19 protein-coding genes are annotated in these 21,970 nt (G+C 44.6%); 5 read left to right on the plus strand and 14 right to left on the minus strand.

The genetic code is table 11. The annotated features are described in order from the left end of the window. Positions 1-223: 223 nt before the first annotated feature. The 8 genes from ACI35L_RS00280 to ACI35L_RS00315 form a co-directional block, all read right to left on the minus strand. Positions 224-1,576, minus strand: a complete 1,353-nt coding sequence (locus ACI35L_RS00280) for an aspartate aminotransferase family protein (RefSeq protein ID WP_439801974.1) — start codon at positions 1,574-1,576, stop codon at positions 224-226. 19 nt (positions 1,577-1,595) lie between these two features. After that, the gene (locus ACI35L_RS00285) at positions 1,596-3,062 is read right to left on the minus strand and encodes a CoA-acylating methylmalonate-semialdehyde dehydrogenase (RefSeq protein ID WP_439801975.1); all 1,467 of its coding nucleotides are present in this window, start codon (positions 3,060-3,062) and stop codon (positions 1,596-1,598) included. An 80-nt stretch (positions 3,063-3,142) separates the two neighbouring features. Continuing rightward, positions 3,143-4,375 (minus strand): Zn-dependent hydrolase, encoded by a 1,233-nt coding sequence (locus ACI35L_RS00290; RefSeq protein WP_439801976.1) that lies wholly within the window; start codon positions 4,373-4,375, stop codon positions 3,143-3,145. Positions 4,376-4,411: 36 nt separating this feature from the next. Further along, entirely contained in the window at positions 4,412-4,654 is a 243-nt protein-coding gene (locus ACI35L_RS00295; RefSeq protein ID WP_439801977.1) for a hypothetical protein, read from the minus strand. A gap of 20 nt (positions 4,655-4,674) precedes the next feature. After that, complete coding sequence (locus ACI35L_RS00300) at positions 4,675-6,144, minus strand: NCS1 family transporter (RefSeq protein ID WP_049672822.1); 1,470 nt, start codon at positions 6,142-6,144, stop codon at positions 4,675-4,677. Between the two features lie 26 nt (positions 6,145-6,170). Further along, the gene (gene hydA, locus ACI35L_RS00305) at positions 6,171-7,589 is read right to left on the minus strand and encodes a dihydropyrimidinase (protein WP_049670320.1); all 1,419 of its coding nucleotides are present in this window, start codon (positions 7,587-7,589) and stop codon (positions 6,171-6,173) included. Between the two features lie 41 nt (positions 7,590-7,630). Then, a complete protein-coding gene (gene preA, locus ACI35L_RS00310) occupies positions 7,631-8,917 on the minus strand; it encodes an NAD-dependent dihydropyrimidine dehydrogenase subunit PreA (RefSeq protein WP_049670319.1) in 1,287 nt (428 codons plus the stop codon). A gap of 59 nt (positions 8,918-8,976) precedes the next feature. Next, entirely contained in the window at positions 8,977-10,332 is a 1,356-nt protein-coding gene (locus ACI35L_RS00315; RefSeq protein WP_439801978.1) for an NAD(P)-dependent oxidoreductase, read from the minus strand. A gap of 1,119 nt (positions 10,333-11,451) precedes the next feature. Between ACI35L_RS00315 and ACI35L_RS00320 the strand changes: the two genes are divergently transcribed. Further along, complete coding sequence (locus ACI35L_RS00320) at positions 11,452-12,045, plus strand: sugar O-acetyltransferase (RefSeq protein ID WP_439801979.1); 594 nt, start codon at positions 11,452-11,454, stop codon at positions 12,043-12,045. 709 nt (positions 12,046-12,754) lie between these two features. Continuing rightward, the gene (locus ACI35L_RS00325) at positions 12,755-14,032 is read left to right on the plus strand and encodes an anthrax toxin lethal factor-related metalloendopeptidase (RefSeq protein ID WP_439801984.1); all 1,278 of its coding nucleotides are present in this window, start codon (positions 12,755-12,757) and stop codon (positions 14,030-14,032) included. A gap of 214 nt (positions 14,033-14,246) precedes the next feature. Here the strand turns inward: ACI35L_RS00325 and pulA are convergent, their stop codons facing one another. From pulA to ACI35L_RS00340, 3 genes are all read right to left on the minus strand, one after another. Further along, positions 14,247-16,808: a type I pullulanase gene (gene pulA, locus ACI35L_RS00330; RefSeq protein WP_439801980.1), complete on the minus strand. Its 2,562-nt coding sequence runs from the start codon at positions 16,806-16,808 to the stop codon at positions 14,247-14,249. 223 nt (positions 16,809-17,031) lie between these two features. Next, positions 17,032-17,244: a DUF3006 domain-containing protein gene (locus tag ACI35L_RS00335; protein WP_049670315.1), complete on the minus strand. Its 213-nt coding sequence runs from the start codon at positions 17,242-17,244 to the stop codon at positions 17,032-17,034. 73 nt (positions 17,245-17,317) lie between these two features. Continuing rightward, positions 17,318-18,340 (minus strand): PTS transporter subunit IIC, encoded by a 1,023-nt coding sequence (locus ACI35L_RS00340; protein ID WP_439801981.1) that lies wholly within the window; start codon positions 18,338-18,340, stop codon positions 17,318-17,320. A 256-nt stretch (positions 18,341-18,596) separates the two neighbouring features. Here ACI35L_RS00340 and ACI35L_RS00345 point away from each other — a divergent pair, with 256 nt between their 5' ends. Together ACI35L_RS00345 and ACI35L_RS00350 are read left to right on the plus strand one after the other, a co-directional pair. Further along, positions 18,597-19,454, plus strand: coding sequence for a transporter substrate-binding domain-containing protein (locus ACI35L_RS00345; protein WP_439801982.1), 858 nt, complete (start codon positions 18,597-18,599; stop codon positions 19,452-19,454). An 8-nt stretch (positions 19,455-19,462) separates the two neighbouring features. Continuing rightward, complete coding sequence (locus ACI35L_RS00350) at positions 19,463-20,143, plus strand: amino acid ABC transporter permease (protein WP_049670312.1); 681 nt, start codon at positions 19,463-19,465, stop codon at positions 20,141-20,143. 394 nt (positions 20,144-20,537) lie between these two features. Here ACI35L_RS00350 and ACI35L_RS00355 read toward each other — a convergent pair whose 3' ends face one another. The 3 genes from ACI35L_RS00355 to ACI35L_RS00365 form a co-directional block, all read right to left on the minus strand. After that, on the minus strand, positions 20,538-20,696 hold the full coding sequence (locus ACI35L_RS00355) for a hypothetical protein (protein WP_156185572.1): 159 nt from the start codon (positions 20,694-20,696) through the stop codon (positions 20,538-20,540). 130 nt (positions 20,697-20,826) lie between these two features. Then, on the minus strand, positions 20,827-21,111 hold the full coding sequence (locus ACI35L_RS00360; protein ID WP_049670311.1) for a hypothetical protein: 285 nt from the start codon (positions 21,109-21,111) through the stop codon (positions 20,827-20,829). A gap of 22 nt (positions 21,112-21,133) precedes the next feature. Further along, entirely contained in the window at positions 21,134-21,481 is a 348-nt protein-coding gene (locus ACI35L_RS00365) for a DUF4260 domain-containing protein (protein WP_049670310.1), read from the minus strand. 281 nt (positions 21,482-21,762) lie between these two features. Here ACI35L_RS00365 and ACI35L_RS00370 point away from each other — a divergent pair. Further along, the coding region (locus tag ACI35L_RS00370) for a hypothetical protein (protein ID WP_439801983.1) at positions 21,763-21,970 on the plus strand (208 nt) is incomplete at its 3' end.

Here is a 21,970-nt window from a genome sequence, read left to right on the forward strand (position 1 = left end):
CATCGGAATAGAGGATGCCGACAGCAAAACCCGTTACATAGCGCCCTTTTTTCTGCTCAATCTGCCCTGAATGCATGCCTGGGCCGATATAACCGTATTTCATGAGATGTTCTCCCCCTTTCGTGACAGAGTTAGTTTCTGACGGAGGAGTTCATTTATACAGCATCAGTTAAACCTAAAAAAAAGAACCCTCATATGCGGGCTCTTAAGTGACTAAACCATTCTATATGTTGGCGATTTCCTCCGAAATTACCCTCACGATCAACCCAAGCTCCTCTTCACTCACACAAAGCGGCGGCGCCAAGGTTAATACATTATTGAACCCCGCAACCGTTGCTCCATTCTTCCCAATCAACACACCTTTTTTCTTGCATCCGGCAATAATTTGATTGACATGCTTAATGTCGAGTGGTTCTTTCGTTTCCTTATCTTTTACAAGTTCGATTCCGATGAGAAGACCTTTGCCGCGGATACTGCCGACATTAGGATGTTCGCCGATTGCTCCTGCGAGGTCTTCCCTTAATTGTTTTCCTAGCTTTTTCGAGCGGTCGTACATGCCCTCCTGTTCCATGATTTCAAGATTCTTTAGCGCCAGCGCACAGGCGGCTGGATTTCCGCCGAATGTATTGACGTGTCTGAAATAATCATATTCATCCGTTCCCTTGAAGGCTTCATAGATTTCCTTTCGAACAGCTGTCGCTGATAAAGGCAGATAAGCGCTCGTGATTCCCTTCGCCATTGTGATGATGTCCGGCTTCACCCCATAGTTCATGAAGCCAAATGGTTCTCCTGTCCTGCCGAAGCCGCAGATTACTTCATCGACAATCAGCAAGGCCCCATGCTTCTCACAGACTTCCTTGACGCCTGCCATATAACCGTCAGGCGGCATAATGACCCCGCCTCCAGTGATGATTGGCTCCATGATAACACCGGCGATTGTTTCCCCGAGCTCCCATGTCATAACTCGGTCCATTTCCTGTACGGATTGAAGTTCCTGCGGCTTGGTGTCCGCTATTTCTGGTGAACGGTACGTATCGGGCGGAGCTACGTGAATAAAGCCCGGGGCAAGCGGTTCATATTTATATTTGCGCTGTGCCTGGCCGGTTGCAGCCAGAGCGCCCATGGAGTTGCCATGGTAGGAACGGTAGCGGGAGATGAATTTGTAGCGCCCATGTTCTCCCTTTTGCTGATGATATTGCCTAGCAATCTTGAAGGCTGCCTCGTTCGCCTCCGATCCGCTGTTAGAGAAGAAAACGACATAATCACCGCCAAGCATCTCGTTTAACTTCTCCGCCAGTGCAATTGCCGGTGCATGGCTTTGGCTGAGCGGAAAATAAGCCAGGCGTTTCAATTGCTCATAGGCTGCTTCCGCCAATTCCTCCCGGCCATATCCAATATTGACACACCAAAGGCCTGCCATTGCATCGAGCAGCCGGTTTCCATCAGCATCCGTCACCCAGCAGCCCTTTGCCTTGTCGGCAATCACGGTAGAATCCGGACTATACGGCTTCATCGAATGCCATACATATTCCGCATCCTTAGCCAGCAAACCTGTCTCTTCCTTCACTTCCGTCATGATTCATCCCCCTGTCCGCTTAATAGTCAAACCGTGAAGTGATCATTTTCTTGCGTGTATAGAAATTGACGCCGTCCTTCCCATTTACATGGAGATCTCCATAAAAAGAATCCTTCCAGCCGGAGAAAGGGAAAAAGGCCATTGTCGCCGGAACACCGACATTAATGCCAAGCATGCCTGCATCTGCCTCTTCCCGGAATTGCCTGACAGCCCTGGCATCCTTCGTATAAATAGTTGCTCCATTCCCATAACGTGATTTCCGAATGAACTCCAGTCCTTCATCAAGTGATTCCGCCCTGAGCAGACTTAGGACAGGTCCGAACATTTCTTCCTTGGCAATTGTCATCTCCGGCTTCACATGGTCAAAGATGGTCGGGCCCATGAAATATCCTTCCTTCAGCTCATCTGTCCCTTCCCTGCCATCCCGGATTAATTTAGCGCCCTCTTCCAGACCTTTATCAATATAGCTGAGTAATTTCTCCTTTTGTGATTCCCGGATTACTGGTGTTAAGAGGACATCCTCCTCCAATCCGTTTCCAACGACCAATTCATCTGCCTGCTTTTTCAGCTCCTTGACAAAGTCTTGTCCTTCACCAACCACGACAACCGCACTGCAGGCCATACAGCGCTGGCCAGCGCTTCCGAATGCTGAGCTGATAATATTTCCGGCAGCCTTTTTTATATCAGCATCGGGCATGACAATATGATGGTTTTTCGCACCGGATAAAGCCTGCACCCGTTTACCATTTGCTGCTGCGCGGCTGTAGACATATTTGGCGACCGGCTGCGATCCGACGAATGAAATAGCCTTGACATCCTCATGGTCGAGAAGACCATTTACAACATCATGAGCCCCATGTACGACATTCAGCACGCCCTTCGGCGCACCTGCCTCTGTGAACAGCTCTGCGAGACGATTCGCAAGCATAGGCGTTCGTTCAGACGGCTTTAAGATAAATGTATTTCCGCATGCAATAGCGAGCGGGAACATCCAGAGCGGAACCATCATCGGGAAGTTGAAAGGCGCGATTCCGCCAACGACCCCATGCGGATAACGGAACATCTCAGAGTCGATCTCTTCAGCAATTGAGGATAATGTTTCTCCCATCATTAAGGTTGGCGCACCAGCGGCAAACTCAACACACTCAATCCCTCTTTGAACCTCCCCGTATGCTTCCTTGTAAGCCTTCCCATTCTCAGAAACAACCAATCTCGCGAGTTCCTCATGGTGCTCTGTCAATAGATAATGAAATTTATAAAGAATCCTCGCCCGCTTTGGCACGGGAACATAACGCCACTCCTTAAAGGCTTCCTTTGCCGCAGCCACGGCCTTATCGACATCCTCTGCCGTTGAGATTGGCACCTTTGCCAGAACTTCACCTGTTGCTGGATTCGGTACATCAATGGAATTCGCTCCGCTCGGGTCGACCCATTCCCCATTTATATAATTCTTCAACACGAGTGTTTCCTCTTTAATCATTGACATGTGCTCCCTCCTAGTCTCTCTTTTTCCGTAAATTTCTACCCGGATTTATACATACATTTATTTGTCCGGCACTGCGTTCATTAAATGGATTGCAGCTCCATAACCGCTTCAAGCAGGACATTTACCCCGTTTTCACATTCCTCCCAGGATGTCCGTTCAACCTCGGTATGGCTCTTGCCGTTTTCACTGGGTACGAACACCATGGCCGTTGGGATATAAGAGGCGATGAACTGGGCATCATGTCCGGCTCCGCTCACCATCTGCTTGGAAGAGATTCCGAGAGTTTGAGCCGCTTTTTCAAGCGTGCCACATAACTGCTCATCAAACATGACAGTGTCCCGGCCCCATAGCTTTTTAATTCCAACCTGACAATCTTGCTGGTCAAAGCTTTTTCCTACATTTCTTATGATGTCTTCTACCTTCGCCATTACGGCTGGATCTTTATGTCTGGCCTCTAAAGAGAAGATAACGGAATCCGGAATGACGGTATGAATATTCGGGTGAACAGTCATTCTGCCCATCGTATAGACGAGTTCGGCATCGAGATTTCCGAGCTGCTCCCTGATAGCAGTGATGATATCATTCGCAGTAAACAAGGCATCCTTCCGCATGGCCATAGGAGTTGTTCCGGCATGATCAGCCTCTCCCTTAATCGTCCATTCATAACAGACCATGCCGACAACACAGCCGACAATGCCAACGGAGATTGATTCCTGCTCCAAGATAGGGCCTTGTTCAATATGCAGTTCTAGGAAAGCTCTGCCCTCCTTCAAACGCTCTTTTTCATCCCCGTCATAGCCAATGGCCTTTAATGCTTCGCCAAAAGTCGTTCCATTCACATCCTTCTTTTCAAACATAATCTCTTTATCAAATTTTCCTGACAGGATACCTGAGGCCATCATAGACGGCTCGAATCGGGCTCCTTCTTCATTCGTGAAATTGACAATGGTGATTGGATAGCGCGGTTTTATATCATTTTCTACAAGGGTCCTCACAACCTCAAGCCCCGCCGCCACACCAAGCACTCCATCAAATCGGCCGCCCCTTTTGACAGAATCCAGATGAGAACCCATTACTATTGGCGGTCCTCCTTCTGTCCCTTCAAGGGTTGCGTACATATTTCCGAGGTCATCATATGTAACCGTTAACCCAAGCTTTTCGCAGCAATTCCGCAAGTAATGGCGGGCCAGACGGTCCTCCTCTGACAGAGATAAGCGGGTGACGCCATTGTTCTCCGTCTTGCCGAATTCCGCGAATTTCTCCAATGTCTCTTTTAATCTCTTTCCATTGATTAATAGTTTTTGTCCTTCCACTCTAGCGCCACGCTCCTTTATGAAAATGACGAAGACTTAATTCTGAACTGTGCTGGTTTTCGCTTGACTCTCCATCAGCTTGACGGAGAAATATTTCCTTGCATCCGGGGTGATGATATGGAGTATATGCTTTTCATATGCTCCTCCGGCATCTTCTCGTTTTGTAAATTCCACATATGCCCCGTCCAGGTTCTCCGTTACCCGCTGAATCGTGAAGCCCTGTGCAAGAAATGAATCAATTCGTTTGCGTTCCTCTACATACTTTGCATAATCTGACATGTATAATCCTCCCATCATGCTTACTCCGGAACTGCTTTTGCCCCCAGGGGCGGATCAGGGTCAGCTTCACTGATTTCCCAATCCCTTCCGGCTGTAATTCCAAGAAACTTCTCATCACTCGGATCTTCAATTTCCGCTTGCGGATACATCTTGAACCACCAATATTTAGCGAGTACATAATAAAGGAAGGCCCCGCAGGCAAACCCGACAAGCGAGGAATAGGCCGAAAGCACGTTTGCAATGCCTCCGCCGATAATCCAGGCAATGAACCCGGCAAAATTGATTCCTTTCCAATACTTAAATTGACCTTCTAATTCATAGAGGTCCGTGACATGGACACGTCTCTTGCGAAGCAAATAATAATCGGCAAACAGGATACCGACAATGGCGGTCAGGATTCCACCGATGATGAGCAAGGCAGAGTTCAACACTTCAAACAGGCTCCATGGCTGTGCCACAATCCCAATCATACCGGCAATAATAACGCCTACCCAAAAAGGCACTTTTGGTCCGCCGACATTAGAGAAGATTGTTGCGGCCGGAATGACATTTGCCGATGTATTAGTCGACCACTGCGCCAGCACAATCATCAACAAAAGGACACCAAGTACGATGCCGCCCGCTGATTCCTGCAAGGCAATAATCGGATCTGACGTACCAACAGCCATGTAAGATACGGCCCCTATGACAATCATGAGTGTATTAAAGATTGGCATCACGACAATACTTCCGAGAAGCTGCGTCTTATTGCGCTTAAACCAGCTGCGTTCATGTCTTGGGGCTTTAAAAAACCTGGACAATGATGGCATATCAGCAGCGAGAGTCGCCCAGAAGCCCATATTGGCCATAACGACAATCATGAAGGCCGTAAAGGCGGAGCCCCCGGCAGCCGGGCTTTCCACCCATGACCAAATATCCTTGCCGGCACTAGCCGCCTTATCAGCAAGCGTAATATACATCCAGCAGGAGATAAGGATAATAATTGGGGCAGCAAGATCCGCAAACCGTTCAATTGATTTGATTCCCATTGCGGTATTGACCAACTGGAAGACCGTGAATAACAGAAAGCAAAGAATCCAGTTATCAAAGCCAAACAAAAGGTTCAGCACAGCATTGATGGCTGTTGAGCCAAAATACGTGTTAATCCCGAACCAGCAAGAAGCCGTTATCCCCCGGACAATAGATGGGATATGCGTTCCGATGGTCCCAAAGGGTGCTCTCATATAAACAGGAAAAGACAGTCCATGTTCAACGCCAATATCCCCAATGATTGTCATTAAAATCCCAATGGCGACAGACCCAATAACAGTTGCCAGAATAACCGTCCCAAGCGGAAGCTGAATGATTCCACCCCCGCCGATGGCAAACGCAGCAAGCACAATCGCCATTCCGACCCATATGACCGCAAAGCCAAATGGCCCGATCTTTCGATTCTCATAACTAATAGGCAGCAAATCTGGAGACTTTAAATAATTTGGCTTCTTTTCCATTAAGGCACCCACCCTTTATTCATTTTTTAATTAGACGGAACAGCGTCCTCCTTCTGAACTAGCGCTTCATTATAGTTCGCCCGCTTAATGTATTGGCCTCGGCCAGGCTCTGCGACGAATTCCTTATCCTTAATGATATAGTCTCCACGTGATAACACCGTGACAGGCTCCCCTTTAACCTTCATTCCTTCAAACGGATTATAATCAACGGCCATATGATGGGTTTTGGCAGACAGCACTCTCTCTTTATTCGGGTCGAAGAGGACAAGGTCCGCATCTGCACCGACAGCGATAGTCCCTTTCTTTGGATAGAGACCAAATAGCTTTGCTGCCTTTGTTGAAACGAGGTCAACGAATTGATTAAGGCTGATTCTTCCTTTCTCGACTCCCTCTGAATAAAGAATGCTCACCCGGTCCTCAATCAGCGGACCCCCATTTGGTATCTTCGAGAAGTCACTCTTTCCGAGATCCTTCTGCCCGTTAAAATCAAAGGAGCATTGGTCAGAGCCGATAGTTTGCAATTGACCGGATTTCAGTGCGTTCCACAGGCTTTCCTGATTCCATTTCTCCCGAAGCGGCGGCGACCAGACATATTTCGCCCCCTCAAAATCAGGCTTCTCCAAATAGGATTGATCAAGCACTAAATACTGCGGACATGTCTCTCCCCATATATCAATTCCTTTCGCACGAGCCTCGGCAATTCTCTTTGCCGCATCCTCACAGGACACATGAACAACGTATAATTGTGAATCAGCAAGACCTGTCAATGTTGCCGCTCTTCCTGTCGCCTCACCTTCCGCCTCCGGAGGTCTTGTGAGTGCATGAAAAATCGGCTCTGTATTCCCTTCCTCAAGCGCCTTTTTGACCAAATAGTCGATAACATCGCCATTTTCTGCATGAACCATTACCAAGGCTCCTAGTTCCTTTGCCGTTACTAACGTCTTGAATAATGTCTCATCATCTGCCTGGAATTGATTTTTGTATGCCATGAAAACCTTAAAGGAAGTAATGCCCTCCTCCTTAGAGATAACCGGGAGCTCTTTTAAAACACTTTCTGTCATTTCGACAATTTGCAAATGGAAGCTGTAATCGATAACCGCCTTGTCCCTGGCTTTGTTATGCCACGTCTCGACGGCATCCTTCAGCGGCACTCCCTTGCTCGTCAAACAGAAATCAATAATGGTTGTCGTCCCACCGAAAGCGGCCGCCCTTGTTCCCGTTTCATAATCATCCTTTGTGACCGTACCGCCAAACGGCATATCCAGATGGGTATGCGGGTCAATACCGCCAGGAAAAACATAATAACCTTCGGCATCAATCACTTCTGCATCCTGGCTCGTAAATCCGTTTCCAATCGAGGTAATGACCCCATCATTGATTTCGATGTCTGCCCTGTACGTATCTGAAGCCGTTACAATCGTTCCATTTTTGATGATTTTTTTCATGCGATTCCCTCCATTTGTTTTCTCTCTTTTGGTCAAGCTGATTACTTTCCAATGACATCTGGCTGAATGGCGCTGAAATTGACAGCTGCCTGGCGTTCATTCCACGTCATCGGTGGCAGGTCTGTCGGCAATTCAATCATATTAATCGCATCATCCACCGGACAGACAATCGAGCAGAGATTACAGCCAACGCAATCCTCTTCCCTCACTTTGACATAGCTTGCGCCTGCCTCATCCTTCAATAAGTCAATGCATTGATGCGACGTGTCCTCACAGGCAATATGACATTTATTGCAATGAATACAGTTGTCCTGGTTGATGCGGGCCACAATCTTATAATTGAGATCCAGATTGCCCCAGTCCGAATACTTCTCAACCGACTTCCCAACAAGCTCCATTACCGAACCGATGCCCCGGTCATCCAGATAATTAGAAAGACCTTCAATCATGTCTTCAACGATTCGGAACCCGTGGTGCATCGCTGCGGTACATACCTGCACACCGGTTGCCCCCATGAGTATGAATTCAACCGTATTCTGCCAGTTGGAAATTCCGCCTATCCCAGAGATTGGGATGTTGATACGGGGATTTCGAGCACATTCTCCGACCATATGAAGGGCAATCGGCTTCACTGCTGGGCCGCAGTAGCCGCCATGAGCTCCTTTTCCTCCAACATGCGGGACCGTATTCCACGTATCAATGTCAACGCCGGCCAAGCTGTTGATTGTATTAATCAGGCTGATGGCATCTGCCCCTCCGCGAACGGCCGCCTCAGCTGTCGCAGTGATATCCGTGATATTTGGTGTAAGCTTGACAATGACTGGCGTCGTTGCCACCTCCTTCACCCAATAAGTCTGGCGTTCGACCAGCTCAGGGACCTGTCCAGAGGCAGCTCCCATCCCCCTCTCAGCCATGCCGTGGGGACAGCCGAAATTCAATTCCAGTCCATCAACTCCCACAGCCTCCACCCGCTTGACAATTTCATGCCATTTCTCCTGCTTCGGTTCGACCATGAGTGAAGCAATGATAGCATGGTCTGGAAAGCGCTTCTTCGTTTCATAGATTTCCTTCAGGTTCACATCAAGCGGACGGTCTGTGATCAATTCGATATTGTTGAAGCCCGCAACCCGCTGTCCGTTGAAGCTGACAGCGGCAAAGCGAGAGGAAACATTGAGAATCGGGTCTCCGAGAGTCTTCCAGACGGCTCCTCCCCACCCCGCTTCAAAGGCCCGCTGAACCTGGTAGCCGGAATTCGTCGGTGGTGCGGACGCCAGCCAGAAAGGATTGGGTGATTGAATGCCTGCCAAATTAATCTTTAAGTCTGCCATTATATAAACCTCCCTATTGTTTTACTGCTTCCCTGTCCCCCTCATGACCTGAAAAGCAGCTATGCTGTCACACTCGCAGCCGGTGATAAAAGCTTGTGAATGGCATAAGCTGCCTCTTTGCCTTGCTGAGCAGCAGATACAACCATGGCCTCTCCCTGTCCTTTACCGAATATACAATCCCCGCAAGCCGATACCTTTTCATTTGATGTTCGATAAGTTAATGGGTCAATGATGGCAACGCCATCCTCATGCTTTACATTAAATTGCTCAATTAAACTGACATGTCTTGATTGGCCGATGGCTTTGATAACGATATCTGCCTCAATGATGAAGTTCGAGCCTTGCACAGGAATCGGCCGCCTGCGCCCGTCAGGTCCCGCCTGTCCTAATTCCATACGGATGCATTCCACTCCGCTCACCTTTCCTTCCTCATTGGCGAGAATACGGACCGGAGCTGTCAGCCATCTAAACTCAACCCCGTCCTGCTTGGCAAATTCATATTCAAACTCATAGGCTGTCATCTCTTCCTTTGTTCGCCTGTATAGAATCTTCACATTATCCGCTCCAAGCCGGACTGAGCAAGTTGCTGCATCAATGGCCGTATTGCCGGCACCGATGACGACTGCCTTCTTTCCTCTCAAATCACATTGCTCAAGAGCTTGCTTCGTCTCCTTCACAAATTCAATTGCATCACGGACGCCTTCAAGCTCCTCTCCGTTGATGCCGAGGTCCGGTACATTTGACATACCGGCAGCGAGCAGCGTGTAATCAAAATTCTCCAGGATTTCTTCCGCTTGGACATCGACTCCCACTCTTGTGTTTGTTCGAATCTCCACACCAAGGCCCTGGACCTGGTCAACCTCCCAATATGAAACTGCCTGCGGTAGCCGGAATGACACAATACCATATGTATTTAAGCCGCCCGCCTTCTCCTCTGCCTCAAACACGACTACTCGATAGCCAAGCAAGGAAAGCTCACGCGCAGCCGACAAACCGGCTGGCCCTCCGCCAATGATGGCCACAGATTTGCCATTTGGCTGTCCTGCCTTGAAGAGGAGCTGTTCATTCTTCATCGCCCAATCTGTCGCATAGCGTTGAAGATTTCCAATCATGATTGGCTTGGTTGAGTGATTCAATACACATGCCCCTTCACAAAGCTCCTCGGTCGGGCATACACGGGCACAGCTCGCTCCCATTGGATTGGCGGTCATGATTGTCTTTGCAGCTCCTCGTAAATTATGCGAAGAGATTTTCTTAATAAAAGCGGGAACGTTAATGCTAGTTGGACATGCTTGAATACAGGGAGCATCATAGCAATACAGGCAGCGTGCTGATTCCTCCGCCGCCTCCTGATGGGAAAGCCCCTGATTCACTTCCTTGAAATTGTCGAGAATTGCCTTCTCAGGTTTACTCATGCAAAAACCTCCTCTTTTTCATTTTGAAAATAGGAATGCAAAATAAAGCCGGGCATGGATGTACCGAACAAAGCTTCTAACATATGCTGCTTTTTGTTAATGGATTGAAAAATAACGAGAATGCTGGTGATTTATATGATTCTTTGAATAGAGAGGGTGTTTCCTTTAAGCCTGTCCTAATACGAAAGTGACAACTTCGAATCGGTCTTCTTAGAAACATTTTGTGTAAAGATAAACGGAAGAAAAGGAATAGAGCTCCTTTTAGATGTGGATGACGTGTCGCATTGCTTATGTAAAGAAAAATGACACGACTTATAAGATATGATTGTTAATTATATCGTAAACAGAATATTTAGGAAACTTTTTCCTGTAAAATAGGATATAAGCACTAAATCAAAACGGGAGGAATGAAGAGGATTGTCGTTTATTGTTAGATTTTCTCACAATGTTTTGTCGATATTTTTATATTCTTCTTACCTTAGATAGAAGATTTCTATCTAATCCCATTAACCAATAAATGACACAGCCATTATAAGCGAGGTGGAGAACTAGATGGTATCTATGAAAAAGATTCTCATTCTATCCTTGTTCCTTTTAATCGCACCACCTGTTCATGCCTTATCTTGGTCAACCTCTTATATTGTTTGGGATGGATTAGTTTAGGAGGCCAAACTGGAGGAGCATGCTGAAGAAAGTAAGAGTGGTAGGAACATAGAAGAGGTAGAGACCAAACCGGACGAATATACAGGGGAATAGGAGGGTCATGCCTCCAACCATTTTCCAATCGGGATAACGTATTATGCCATAAAAGGCATCTCCACTACAAAATCAATTGCCGTACAGGGGCAGCGGGTGGATCAGGGCAGACTTTATCCATGAAGCCCCATTTCACCTCAAGGTTGTTTTAAAAAGCTCTGTGTTTCTTCCTTCATTCATCTTCGCTGTCTTCATCATACTAATCCTGATTTCCCTTAAGAAGAGGAGACTAGATCATTGAAGGGAAGCTTAACAACGTCTTTGGCGGTTCTTCTTGCGGCTCTCGTCCCCAAGGTCTGTACAGCCCTGCCTAATATCCCTATACTTGTTTATACTAGAAACTAACATGACGGAGAGAACCATATGAAAATGACTGATTTGATGAAACAACCAAAAGCGTACAATGCAGACCATAAAGATATGCCGAACCACCTCCAAGTTAAAGCGAAAACCTTATGCTGGGAATACAATCAAACTCGGCCGGATGAAGGAGAAAAGAGAGCCTCTATCTTAAAGGAGCTTTTCGGGACTTGTCATCCTCTGACCTTTATCGAGCCTTCCTTCCGCTGTGATTACGGCTTCAATATCCATACGAACGGGCTGACCATCATCAACTACAATTGTGTGATCCTCGATACTTCACCCGTTCATATTGGTGCAGATGCATTCATCGCACCGGGCGTATGCATCGCCTGTGCGGGCCATGCCATTGACCCAGAGCAGCGCGCACAGGGAATCAGCACATCTAAGCCCATCACCATCGAAGAGAAAGTATGGATTGGCGCCAATGCAACGATTTGCGGAGGCGTAACCATCGGAGCTGGCAGCATCATCGGTGCCGGCAGTGTTGTTGTGAAGGATATTCCTCCTGGCGTGATTGCTGCAGGAAATCCATGCAGAGTACTTAGGGAAATCACCGGAGAGGATAGATTATCTCCTCAAGATTGGATGCACTAACACACAAGAAGCCACGTATCAGTTTGAAGCTTCATAAACAATCAAGACTAGGTGAACCTCTGATTGTCAGGATTTGAAAATATGAAATAGTTATTATAACAAGCCTTACCTCCAGGTCCTTTTCGCTAGAGGCAGGGCTTTTTTTCATGCTTTGACACGCTGCTGTTTGATAAGTCTGTTCTTTGACAGACTGACTCACCCTTTCATTCGTGCTTCTTCTCATTCTCTATAGATGCTTACCAGCCATTGTCTTTTTTTAGCGCCTCGGCTAATCCCCTTGAAACCTTTCCAGATTAGTGGCCGTTTTGATTTTGTCCATCCTTACTGAAGAAGATAATGAGTACGACCTATGTATTTACTCTTCTTATACGATCTATCCAGTTTCAATCATTCTTGCTATACCGACCTTATTTGACAGTTACCTCTGCTTGATTCACATAAGCTTTCATTTTTCTAGTATGAGGTGTCAAAGAAAATATACATTTAATTAACTGTTTGTCTAAAAAATATACAGAACATCGGAAGATTGCACCTCTCTCCCACCGCCTGATTTCCGTTTATCATTGCTCTTTTCTATATATATATGTTTTTTCCTATTTTTATTAAAACAACAGAATTTGGCATGATACTTGCATTTTTAGTAGATAGGAGGTGAATCTGCAGTTCGTTCAGGTAATAAACTATTTTATTGATAAGGAGATGCTGATTGATGAAAAGAACGCCTGTGAAACCTAATAATATATCCATACTTTTCGCTTTGACTTTTGTATTCTTGTTAGCTTTCAGCTCAAACGCCTTTGCAGCCGAAGACTATTCTCATAATCACACTTTTCAAAATGAAACACTGAAAAAGCTAATTGGCGTACAGGATGACGATAACGATTATGATGTAGAGGAAGCTCAAAATATGATTGACCGGGTTTCCAAAATTAACGAAAGATTAATTTCAGAGACTCAAAAAGCTGGAGTGAGTCTTATACTAACAGATTTCCCAGTGACATATTTGCCAGAGTATCTCTATTTGAAAGGAGTTGTTCCGCGAGGGTGGGAAGGGACTGGATTAACATGGGATGATGTGCCTGGCATAGGAGGAATCCCTGTAACAGCGGCTCGCATTGGATATAGTGATTATGGAAGGGGTCACTCGACGGTTAACCTGGAACTTCATGAGTTAAGCCATGCGATAGACTCTGCAGCAGCAGGATTAGATATCTCCAATTTAGAAGAGTTTGCAAAGATCCACGAGGAGGAATACGAACCATTATTCCATGATCATGTTGTATTCTATTATTTTGCCTATATAGAAGAATACTTTGCAGAAGCAATGGCCTTATACTATTTGAACGAAGACACAAAAGCAAAACTTTTGGAAAGAGCCCCGAAAACATATCATTTTATCGAAACATTACCTCAAAGAATCATCAGCATCGACAAAATCACATCTTCTGAATCTTCTTTTTCATGGGAGCCTATAGATGGTGCAGTAAAGTATGAAGTATACAGGGATGATCGTTTACTGAGAAGCACGAAAAACACGAATTATAAAGATGCTCGTTTTAGGTCAGGCCAAAATTACACATATTATGTCAAAGCATTTGATAAAAAAGGAAATGTATTGAACACAACGTTTCATCGATTAATTTCGAATGAAGTTCAAAGTCTTCCTGAGAATCCAACGAAACTAGCTGTAAAAACCAAGACAAAAGTAACAGTATCGTTAACTTGGAATCAAGCATCCGGTGCCGATTATTATGAAATTCTCCGGGATGGTGTCGTTGTTGGAACTTCAAAGAATAATAGTTACACAGACAATCGCCTGACACCGAATACCATTTATACGTATAGTGTTAGGGCTGTCAACGCATTAGGAGCTTCTGTTGGGGCCAATGAAATCATAGTCACAACCAATAAAGACCCGAAAGACAAAAATCCTACAAATATCAACGAATATAAAGGAAAACCTATGCACCCTATACCAAATAGATAACAGGAAATACATGATAACGAAAAATCATTTCTCAAATGAATGAACAATTATGGGTGAATCTAAATATAAAAGAACACTATTCTCGCGAAAATCTTCTCCATTATGCCTAGGCGCAAGTTGAACGAATAGCTGGTTACTGGTTTTGTGCTTATTTAAAACATTCGACAACCTGACAAAAAGGCACGGGAACCCCGTGCCTTTTTATCTTGATCGTTTATCTCTTTTTCTTCACATTAACCTCTGTTTGGAGAACGACCGTACTCATAGCTGGAACGACCAATTGCTCACCCTTAATGGTATAGAGTGACTTGGCTGAAGCATTTTCCCCATCTACAAGCACCTTCCATGAGGCATTCGCCGGTAGTGTAAGCTCCCTTGCGCCGTTATTTGCGTTATGAGCGATGAAGTATTGACTTCTATACTTTCCTTTGCCTTCTCCATCAATCGTATAGGCAATCACATTGGCTGGTGCATCCAAGAAGTCGATATGCTCCTTGATTGCGCTTGCCGTGGTCATCCGGAAAGCGGCATGCTTCTTGCGAAGGTCAATTAGTCCCCTCATATAATCCACTTCATGAGAAAACGCCGCGTTACGCTTCCAGTCCATCTGATTGATGGAATCAGGTGATTTATAGCTATTGTGATCCCCATATTTTGTCCGCATGAATTCCTGCCCTGCATGAATGAACGAGATTCCCTGTGAGGTGAGAATGATGGAGGAGGCGAGCTTATGCCTTTGCTTTTTTTCCTCATATCCCGCTTCCGGGTTTGTTAATTCAAGCTTATCCCAAAGGGTATGGTTATCATGGGCTTCCACATAGGTCAGCACCTGCTCAGGATCCTGGTAGGTTGCTTGAGCAGGATCGTAATCAAGGCCAGCCATTATTCCCTTCTTGATTCGATCCTCCATGTTGGCCTTCCCGTTGATAAAACCATTATCCTGGTCAATGAAGACACTTCCTTTCAGACCGTCACGGATATCATCATTGAAATGGCCAATACCTGGCATCTTTGCAGCATTCTTCTGGTTTGCTTTTTCTGCAGCTGGCAGTGGCGTATTCAAATCCCATCCTTCCCCGTGAACAATGAAGGTCGGATCGATACGCTTCAATTCCTTTCGAACGAGATTCATGGTCTTAACATCATGAATGCCCATCAAATCAAAACGGAAACCATCAAGCTTATATTCATTTGCCCAATAGGTTGAGGAGTCCACGATGAATTTTCGCATCATTTTGCGTTCAGAGGCCGTATCATTTCCGACACCCGTGCCATTGGCTAATGTACCATCCTCGTTATAGCGATAATAATAGCCAGGAACAAGCTTCTGGAAGTTCGATTCGGCTGCATCAAACATGTGATTATACACAACATCCATGACGACACGGAGTCCTTCTCCATGCAAGGTTTGAACCATCTGCTTTAATTCTTGGATCCGCACTGCAGGGTCATATGGATTTGTTGAATAAGAGCCCTCCGGAACATTGAAGTTCTGAGGATCATAGCCCCAATTATATTGGGCTTGGTCAAGCTTTGTTTCGTCTACCGTTTTATAATCATAGATTGGCAGGAATTGAACATGTGTAACACCGAGTGATTTAATATGATCAAGTCCTGTTGGCAGTCCATTAGGTCCCTTCGTCCCTTTCTCCGTTACACCAAGGAACTTCCCTTTTTGCTTGATTCCGCTCTCTGGCTGAATGGACAGGTCACGAACATGCAACTCATAAATAATCGATTCCTCCGGGTTACTCAGCTTAGGCTTTTTATGCTTAGCCCATCCCTTTGGATTCGTTTTGGAGAGGTCAATAACAGCTCCCCTTAATCCATTGACAGAGGCCGCTCGGACATAAGGATCGACTGCCTCATTCCACTTATCTCCGATTTTGACCTTATAGGTGTACAAGAGACCATTCTGATTCCCGCGCAGTTTAGCGGTCCATGTACCCTTTTCTCCTCGCTTCATCTTAATTTCTCTGCCAGTCTTATCATCCCATTTCGAGTAAACGACCAGCTTTGCCTCTGAAGCTGTCGGGGCCCAGAGACGGAATTTCGTCGAATGACGAGAGTACGTGTTTCCAAGGTCTTGTCCATCATAATAATAAAGTCTGTCGAAAGCCTCTGTACGAACAATCTTCCCAATCTCAACCAGCTGCTCTCCATACCCTTCAATACGAACTTGGTAAGAACCGCTGACATCCAGCTTCTTTTTTGTCTTTAACGTAAATTGATTCGTTACATTTCCCTTTCCGTCAGCCGGGATAATCTCCTGAATATCCGCTCCGCTCAATTCAATGGCAGTCTGCCTGATATCAAGCGGGATGTTTGTTGTCACAGCAATTTGATCAAAATCATCCATTGAGGCTTTCTTGATGACTGGCTCATTGCTTGGCTCTGAATAATATACTTCATCATCTCCTGACATGACCCACACCTCCGCTTTTCCATCCTCAATCCCCTCGATCCATCGGTCGCCGCCATCCTTCTCCCAGGCATCCGTCCGAACGATAAAACCGACACGCTCATAAGTCCCATCCAAAGTAAAATGAGCGACCTTGCCAAACTCATCCTCTCCCGTGAATGGCTGCACATGACCATCCAAACTCTCTGCCCACACCCACAGATTCCAATCCTTCTCATTTCCGTCTGATTCCTGGTAATGGACTGTTATCTCCGTTTTCCCAGCATCTGCCCTAATGCTCAACTCTGGAAAAAATGCGAACAACAGACAAAAGACGGCTAGCAATGCGGTGATTCTCTTCTTATTTGTAAACATCGTCAACTCCCTCTCATTTAGTATAAAACGACAAGGCAAACGCTTGCACAAAAGGACTAAGAAAGCGCTTTCCTTTAATTTCATTCTAGTGAACGGGCCGTTTGGACAAAAGATTAGGTTTTCCTATCTTTTCCATCTGTTTTTTTCGACAAAAGGGACTTTATACCCAACGACAATAGAAAAAAGCCCAGCAGCAGATTAGCACCGGGCCTTCGAAATTATTTTAGTCTTCCCAAACATCTTCCATTAATTGTTCAATTTCCTTCCGAAGCTTCTCGGTTTCGTCCTTCAAAACCTTTACTTTATCGCCGGAAATTTCTACAACATCACCGGTTTCAGCTTCTTTCGGGAAGATTTTCTTTGGGAAATCCTGCGTTTCGCCGTCAATTTCAACAACAGCGATATCCCCTTCAAAGCGGTCAATGATTCCTTTCACTGCTGACCACGCTCCTATTTCATAGACTATATGCCTATTGTACCACTATGCTTCTCTCTAATAAAGGAGCCGGTTATTGAACCTCCAGCCTTAAGTCACCAGGGTGAACCTTTCCAGCCATTTTCAGCAGGCGGTGAATCGATACGGCAATCAAGACAGGAAGGATCATTCCAACCGCTACATATATAAGGAATACACCCCATCCTTGGTTTGCTAATATATTAATTGGGGCAATCAAGGAGCTTAATCCCATTCCCCCTAGCTCATATGGAACTTTGAAATCAAATACCATCGTCGCAATCGGCGCTGCTATTGCAGACGCTGTGAAAGCAGGGATGATATAGATTGGATTCTTGATAAGATTCGGAAATTGAACCTTTGGCGTAACAATGGATTGGGCTAAGAATCCGCCAAGGTCATTATCCTTATAAGACATTGCTGTAAAGGCGACGAACTGGACTGTACAACCAATCAATGCTGCTGCACTTGAAACAGGATCCAGCTGTAAGGCAATCGCAAGTGCGGCAGAGGATGCTGGTGTCATTAACAATAAACTGAATACAAGTGAAAGAACAATGGAACCAATAAGCGGCGACCCTTGGACAGAGGCAGTGATTTGCGCGCTGATCCAAGTTAAGAGCGGTGTCGTTACAGCCGCAAGCCCAACTCCTGAAATTCCTCCGACAAAGATGGCTGCAAGCGGGATTGCCATGATGTCTAGTTTTGTCTTACCAACCATTCTCTTTCCGATATATGTAGCAATGATTGCCGCTAGTACTGCGGAAATTGGCTGCCCTGTCACAATTGTGAAGGCGCCCTCTGCTGTCTTTTGAATTGCAGCTCCCCCTACTGAGGAACAGGCCATTGCGCTGAAGATTACCAAAGAATTACCGCCAAGCTGGTAAGCAATTCCGGCACCTAATGCAGGAGCAAGCAATACCTTTGCAGCACCACCAATGGTCAGGAACATTTGCCAATCAAAGTATCCCCCGATTGATTCGAATAAAAGGCCAATCCCGAGCGTTACCAATACAGCATTGGCAATTCCTGTTGAAGCTTTGTACATCCGGTCTATGATGTAGTCTTTCCTGCTCATGTCATCGTCTCCCATTCCTAGTTGTGTGAAAATTCCGATAAATAACGATATAGCTTATTCCATCATTTATCATTTTCTTTAATATTTTGATATATTAACATATTTTCGACAAAAAGAACATAATATTTTGATAATTTAATTAATTTTATTTCACCTTCCATATTATAGGAAAATTGTCTCAATCAACGTGAAATTTGTAAAATTTTATTTTGAACATAGACAAGAGATGATATAGTATTACAGGGGGTGAAATTAAATGAAAACAGTTAAGTTATTAAAAAAATGTAAGGGCTTAATAGCTATTTTAGCAATTTTATCAGTCATCACTGCCTGTACTAGTGAAAAAGAAGGAAATAATGAAACAGACAAGACTGCATGGGAAAACATCAAGGAGAAGGGCACATTGAAGGCTGCTACATCCGGCACACTCTTTCCTGCCTCTTATCATGATTCTGACTCCAATGAATTGACAGGATATGATGTCGAAGTAGCGAAGGAGCTTGCAGACCGGCTTGGGCTTAAAATTGAATTTACGGAAATGGCCTTTGACGGGATGCTTTCCTCCATTAACAGCGGACAGGTTGATTTCGCCATTAACGACATCACGGTTACAGACGAACGGAAGGAGAAGTTTGGATTTACCGATCCGTACAAGCACTCTGTTGGAGCTGCCATTGTGCGGAAATCTGATCTATCAGGCATTGATAGCTTGGAGGATTTGAAAGGAAAGAAAGCAGCCGGCGAAGCAACGACTACCTATATGGAGGTCGCCCGTACATACGGCGCTGAAGAGGTTATATATGATAATGCAACCAATGACCAATACTTGCGTGATGTATCAACAGGACGTACAGATATCATCCTAAATGACTACTACACGCAAACGCTGGCCGTCTCCTACTATTCAGACCTGGATATCACCGTTCATCCAACAATCCGTTATAACCCCAGCAGTGCCTCCATCATCCTGAAGAAGGAGAACGAGGATATGCGGGATGCCTTCAACGATGCATTGAAGAAAATGAAGGAAGATGGAACACTCACGAAATTATCGAAACAATTCTATAATGGTGCAGACGTAAGTGAAGAAATTGAACTTGAGGAAAGCAAGTAAGCATTAATATGGAACAAATTCAGTGGCAATATTTATTTAACCCAAGCTTGGCCATTGACTCCTTGCCTTATGTACTGGAAGGATTATGGAACACCCTGTTCATCTCCTTTACAAGCATGATTTTCGGTCTTCTGCTCGGGCTATTCCTGGCACTAGGGCGCAGCTCGGCCAACTGGCTGCTGCGACTGCCGTCTAGCCTGTATATCTCGTTCATGCGTGGTGTACCGATTCTTGTCATCCTGTTCATCCTTTATTTTGGTTTCCCAGTAATCGGTATTGAATTCACAGCCATCCAAGCTGCTGTCATTGGCTTCAGCTTGAACAGTGCTGCTTATATCGCCGAGATCAATCGTTCGGCTATCAAGGCGATCGACCATGGCCAATGGGAGGCATCACAATCACTCGGACTTACATATTGGCAAACCTTAGGAGGTATCATTCTCCCTCAGGCTGTCCGCATTGCCCTCCCTCCGCTATCAAACGTGATGCTTGATCTAATCAAAGCTTCGTCGCTCGCAGCCATGATTACTGTGCCGGAAATCTTTCAGCATGCCAAAATCGTCGGCGGGCGGGAATTAGATTACATGACTATGTACATCTTGATTGCGCTCATTTATTGGGCAATATGCTCCGTCGTATCGGTTCTGCAGCGCTATTTGGAGAAACGGGCAGAGGTTTTTATGAAATAAGGATTAGGGCTGTTCCAAGAGTCAGGGAAGATTGACTTTTAAGGACAGCCCTTTTTAAATTAGTCATTATTTCTTAACTTCTATACTAAAATGAACTGTAACTGGAATGATCTTAGTTAGCCATTAATTATGAGCATGAATATCAGGACGATTCTATGAACAGAAAGTATTTTGGGGTTTGGATGGTATTAATTGCAATACTGGTATTCTTTACGCAAGAACTAGTGCTTTTTATTATGCTCTATTTAATTTTGCTAATTTTAATGGAAATCAGTGATGAGCTCAAAAAGAAAAATCATTAATATTTGAACGGCCTCTCATCATTAGAGGCCATTTATTCCGTCAAAAAGAAAAAAAGCATTCTAGAACGTTCTCTAAAATGCTTATCCTTCTCTTAATCAAGACCTGGCACTTTTAACACCGCATATCGTTTGGCGATCAAGTGCTTCAGTTGCTCCAAATCTTCTAACGTTGTTCTATTTTGAATATAATCTTTGATTACTGGTGAAAGATTTAAAGAATCATTTTTTTGTTCATATTCTTTTTTGTCCATTGTCATCGTTCCTTCTATGTAGTTTGTATGTTTATTATATAGCTACAATGTTACATCTGGGTTTCTATCTTTTTACATTTTGAAGTTATAGGTTTAAATGGATAAATTTGATTGCCACTTTTATAACTTATCATTTCTTATTACTCTTTGCTGTAAACAAACCAATCATAATCATAATAAGCCCATTCATAAAAAAGACGGATCCATACAAAACCGCAAATAATCCTGTCCCAAATCCTCCTGAATCAAAAGGTCCGATTGCAGCAATCGTGATAAAAAAGACGATAGGGGAAAGAAGAATCAAAATTAAGCCAGACCAAAGCCTTCTTCCCCTATGTTTACCTGCAAGTTTAAAAACAGCAGTATTTGTTAATCCCACTACAACAATGAAGACAAATAAGAAAATGAATACCATTTAACCCCTCCCACTTTACCTCTTATAGCTTACGTAGATGATTCTCTTCCAGCATGTTTGTATATCTCAGTCCATAGCCTAATATCCGGTCCATCCCAATATGGGAAGCAAAAATCAAGCCTATCATCAGTAGCATGTCATTTGACCAAATGGAGCCGTATAAGATAAAGGGCCATACGAACAGGTATGTGTGGAAGATATTATACGATATGGCTCCAACACGCTGATTAACGAGAAAGCCTAAGGCGGATAAATCCGGCGCCATAATCAATAGAAAAAATAACATCCAGCTGTAATCGAATAAAGCATATACATACAAACTGACAAGCAAAACAGCCAAACCTTCCAGACGCAAAAGCCATTTGGGCACCTGGTCACCACCTCCACTTCTTTGTTTTCCCCCTATACTTTCTATTCCGATAGACGGAATCCTTCTTTTATGATGCTGTTTTCGTATAGATTGTTGCTTTTGAATAATAAGGGAAATATCCATTTTGTGATACCATTAAATGGACATACTTTCTTCAACTAAGGGGCAGATTTCACTTTGTATATTGAGGGAGGTTATTTTAACAAGAGCAACTGAGAAAATAACATGAAGTTAATTCAAGTATTTTAAGAGTTAAAATAAAAAACGGGGGAAGAGATGAGTTGAGATCACGTACAAAAACAATCTCATTTTATGTTATATCAATGATTGTTACATATGCGATATTTGCAAGTATAGAGAGTGCAAAACTAAGTTCTAAAACTGTTGATGAAGCATTTGAAAAGTTTAAGAATGAATTTGTTCAAACTGAAATGGGTGATAAAGAATTTTACCGAATTGGGAATTCTACATTTGTGCCATTTGAAGTTG

Source organism: Pradoshia sp. (genome assembly GCF_051873915.1).
Classification (GTDB): domain Bacteria; phylum Bacillota; class Bacilli; order Bacillales; family Pradoshiaceae; genus Pradoshia.

Bases quoted from the DNA above. Each gene is read 5' to 3' on its own strand.
- pulA (WP_439801980.1), bottom strand. From the start codon at position 16,808: ATGTTTACAAATAAGAAGAGAATCACCGCATTGCTAGCCGTCTTTTGT.
- ACI35L_RS00360 (WP_049670311.1), bottom strand. From the start codon at position 21,111: ATGGTATTCATTTTCTTATTTGTCTTCATTGTTGTAGTGGGATTAACA.
- ACI35L_RS00345 (WP_439801982.1), top strand. From the start codon at position 18,597: ATGAAAACAGTTAAGTTATTAAAAAAATGTAAGGGCTTAATAGCTATT.
- ACI35L_RS00350 (WP_049670312.1), top strand. From the start codon at position 19,463: ATGGAACAAATTCAGTGGCAATATTTATTTAACCCAAGCTTGGCCATT.
- ACI35L_RS00295 (WP_439801977.1), bottom strand. From the start codon at position 4,654: ATGTCAGATTATGCAAAGTATGTAGAGGAACGCAAACGAATTGATTCA.
- ACI35L_RS00355 (WP_156185572.1), bottom strand. From the start codon at position 20,696: ATGGACAAAAAAGAATATGAACAAAAAAATGATTCTTTAAATCTTTCA.
- ACI35L_RS00340 (WP_439801981.1), bottom strand. From the start codon at position 18,340: ATGAGCAGGAAAGACTACATCATAGACCGGATGTACAAAGCTTCAACA.
- ACI35L_RS00280 (WP_439801974.1), bottom strand. From the start codon at position 1,576: ATGACGGAAGTGAAGGAAGAGACAGGTTTGCTGGCTAAGGATGCGGAA.
- ACI35L_RS00320 (WP_439801979.1), top strand. From the start codon at position 11,452: ATGAAAATGACTGATTTGATGAAACAACCAAAAGCGTACAATGCAGAC.
- ACI35L_RS00300 (WP_049672822.1), bottom strand. From the start codon at position 6,144: ATGGAAAAGAAGCCAAATTATTTAAAGTCTCCAGATTTGCTGCCTATT.
- ACI35L_RS00325 (WP_439801984.1), top strand. From the start codon at position 12,755: ATGAAAAGAACGCCTGTGAAACCTAATAATATATCCATACTTTTCGCT.
- preA (WP_049670319.1), bottom strand. From the start codon at position 8,917: ATGGCAGACTTAAAGATTAATTTGGCAGGCATTCAATCACCCAATCCT.
- ACI35L_RS00315 (WP_439801978.1), bottom strand. From the start codon at position 10,332: ATGAGTAAACCTGAGAAGGCAATTCTCGACAATTTCAAGGAAGTGAAT.
- hydA (WP_049670320.1), bottom strand. From the start codon at position 7,589: ATGAAAAAAATCATCAAAAATGGAACGATTGTAACGGCTTCAGATACG.
- ACI35L_RS00285 (WP_439801975.1), bottom strand. From the start codon at position 3,062: ATGTCAATGATTAAAGAGGAAACACTCGTGTTGAAGAATTATATAAAT.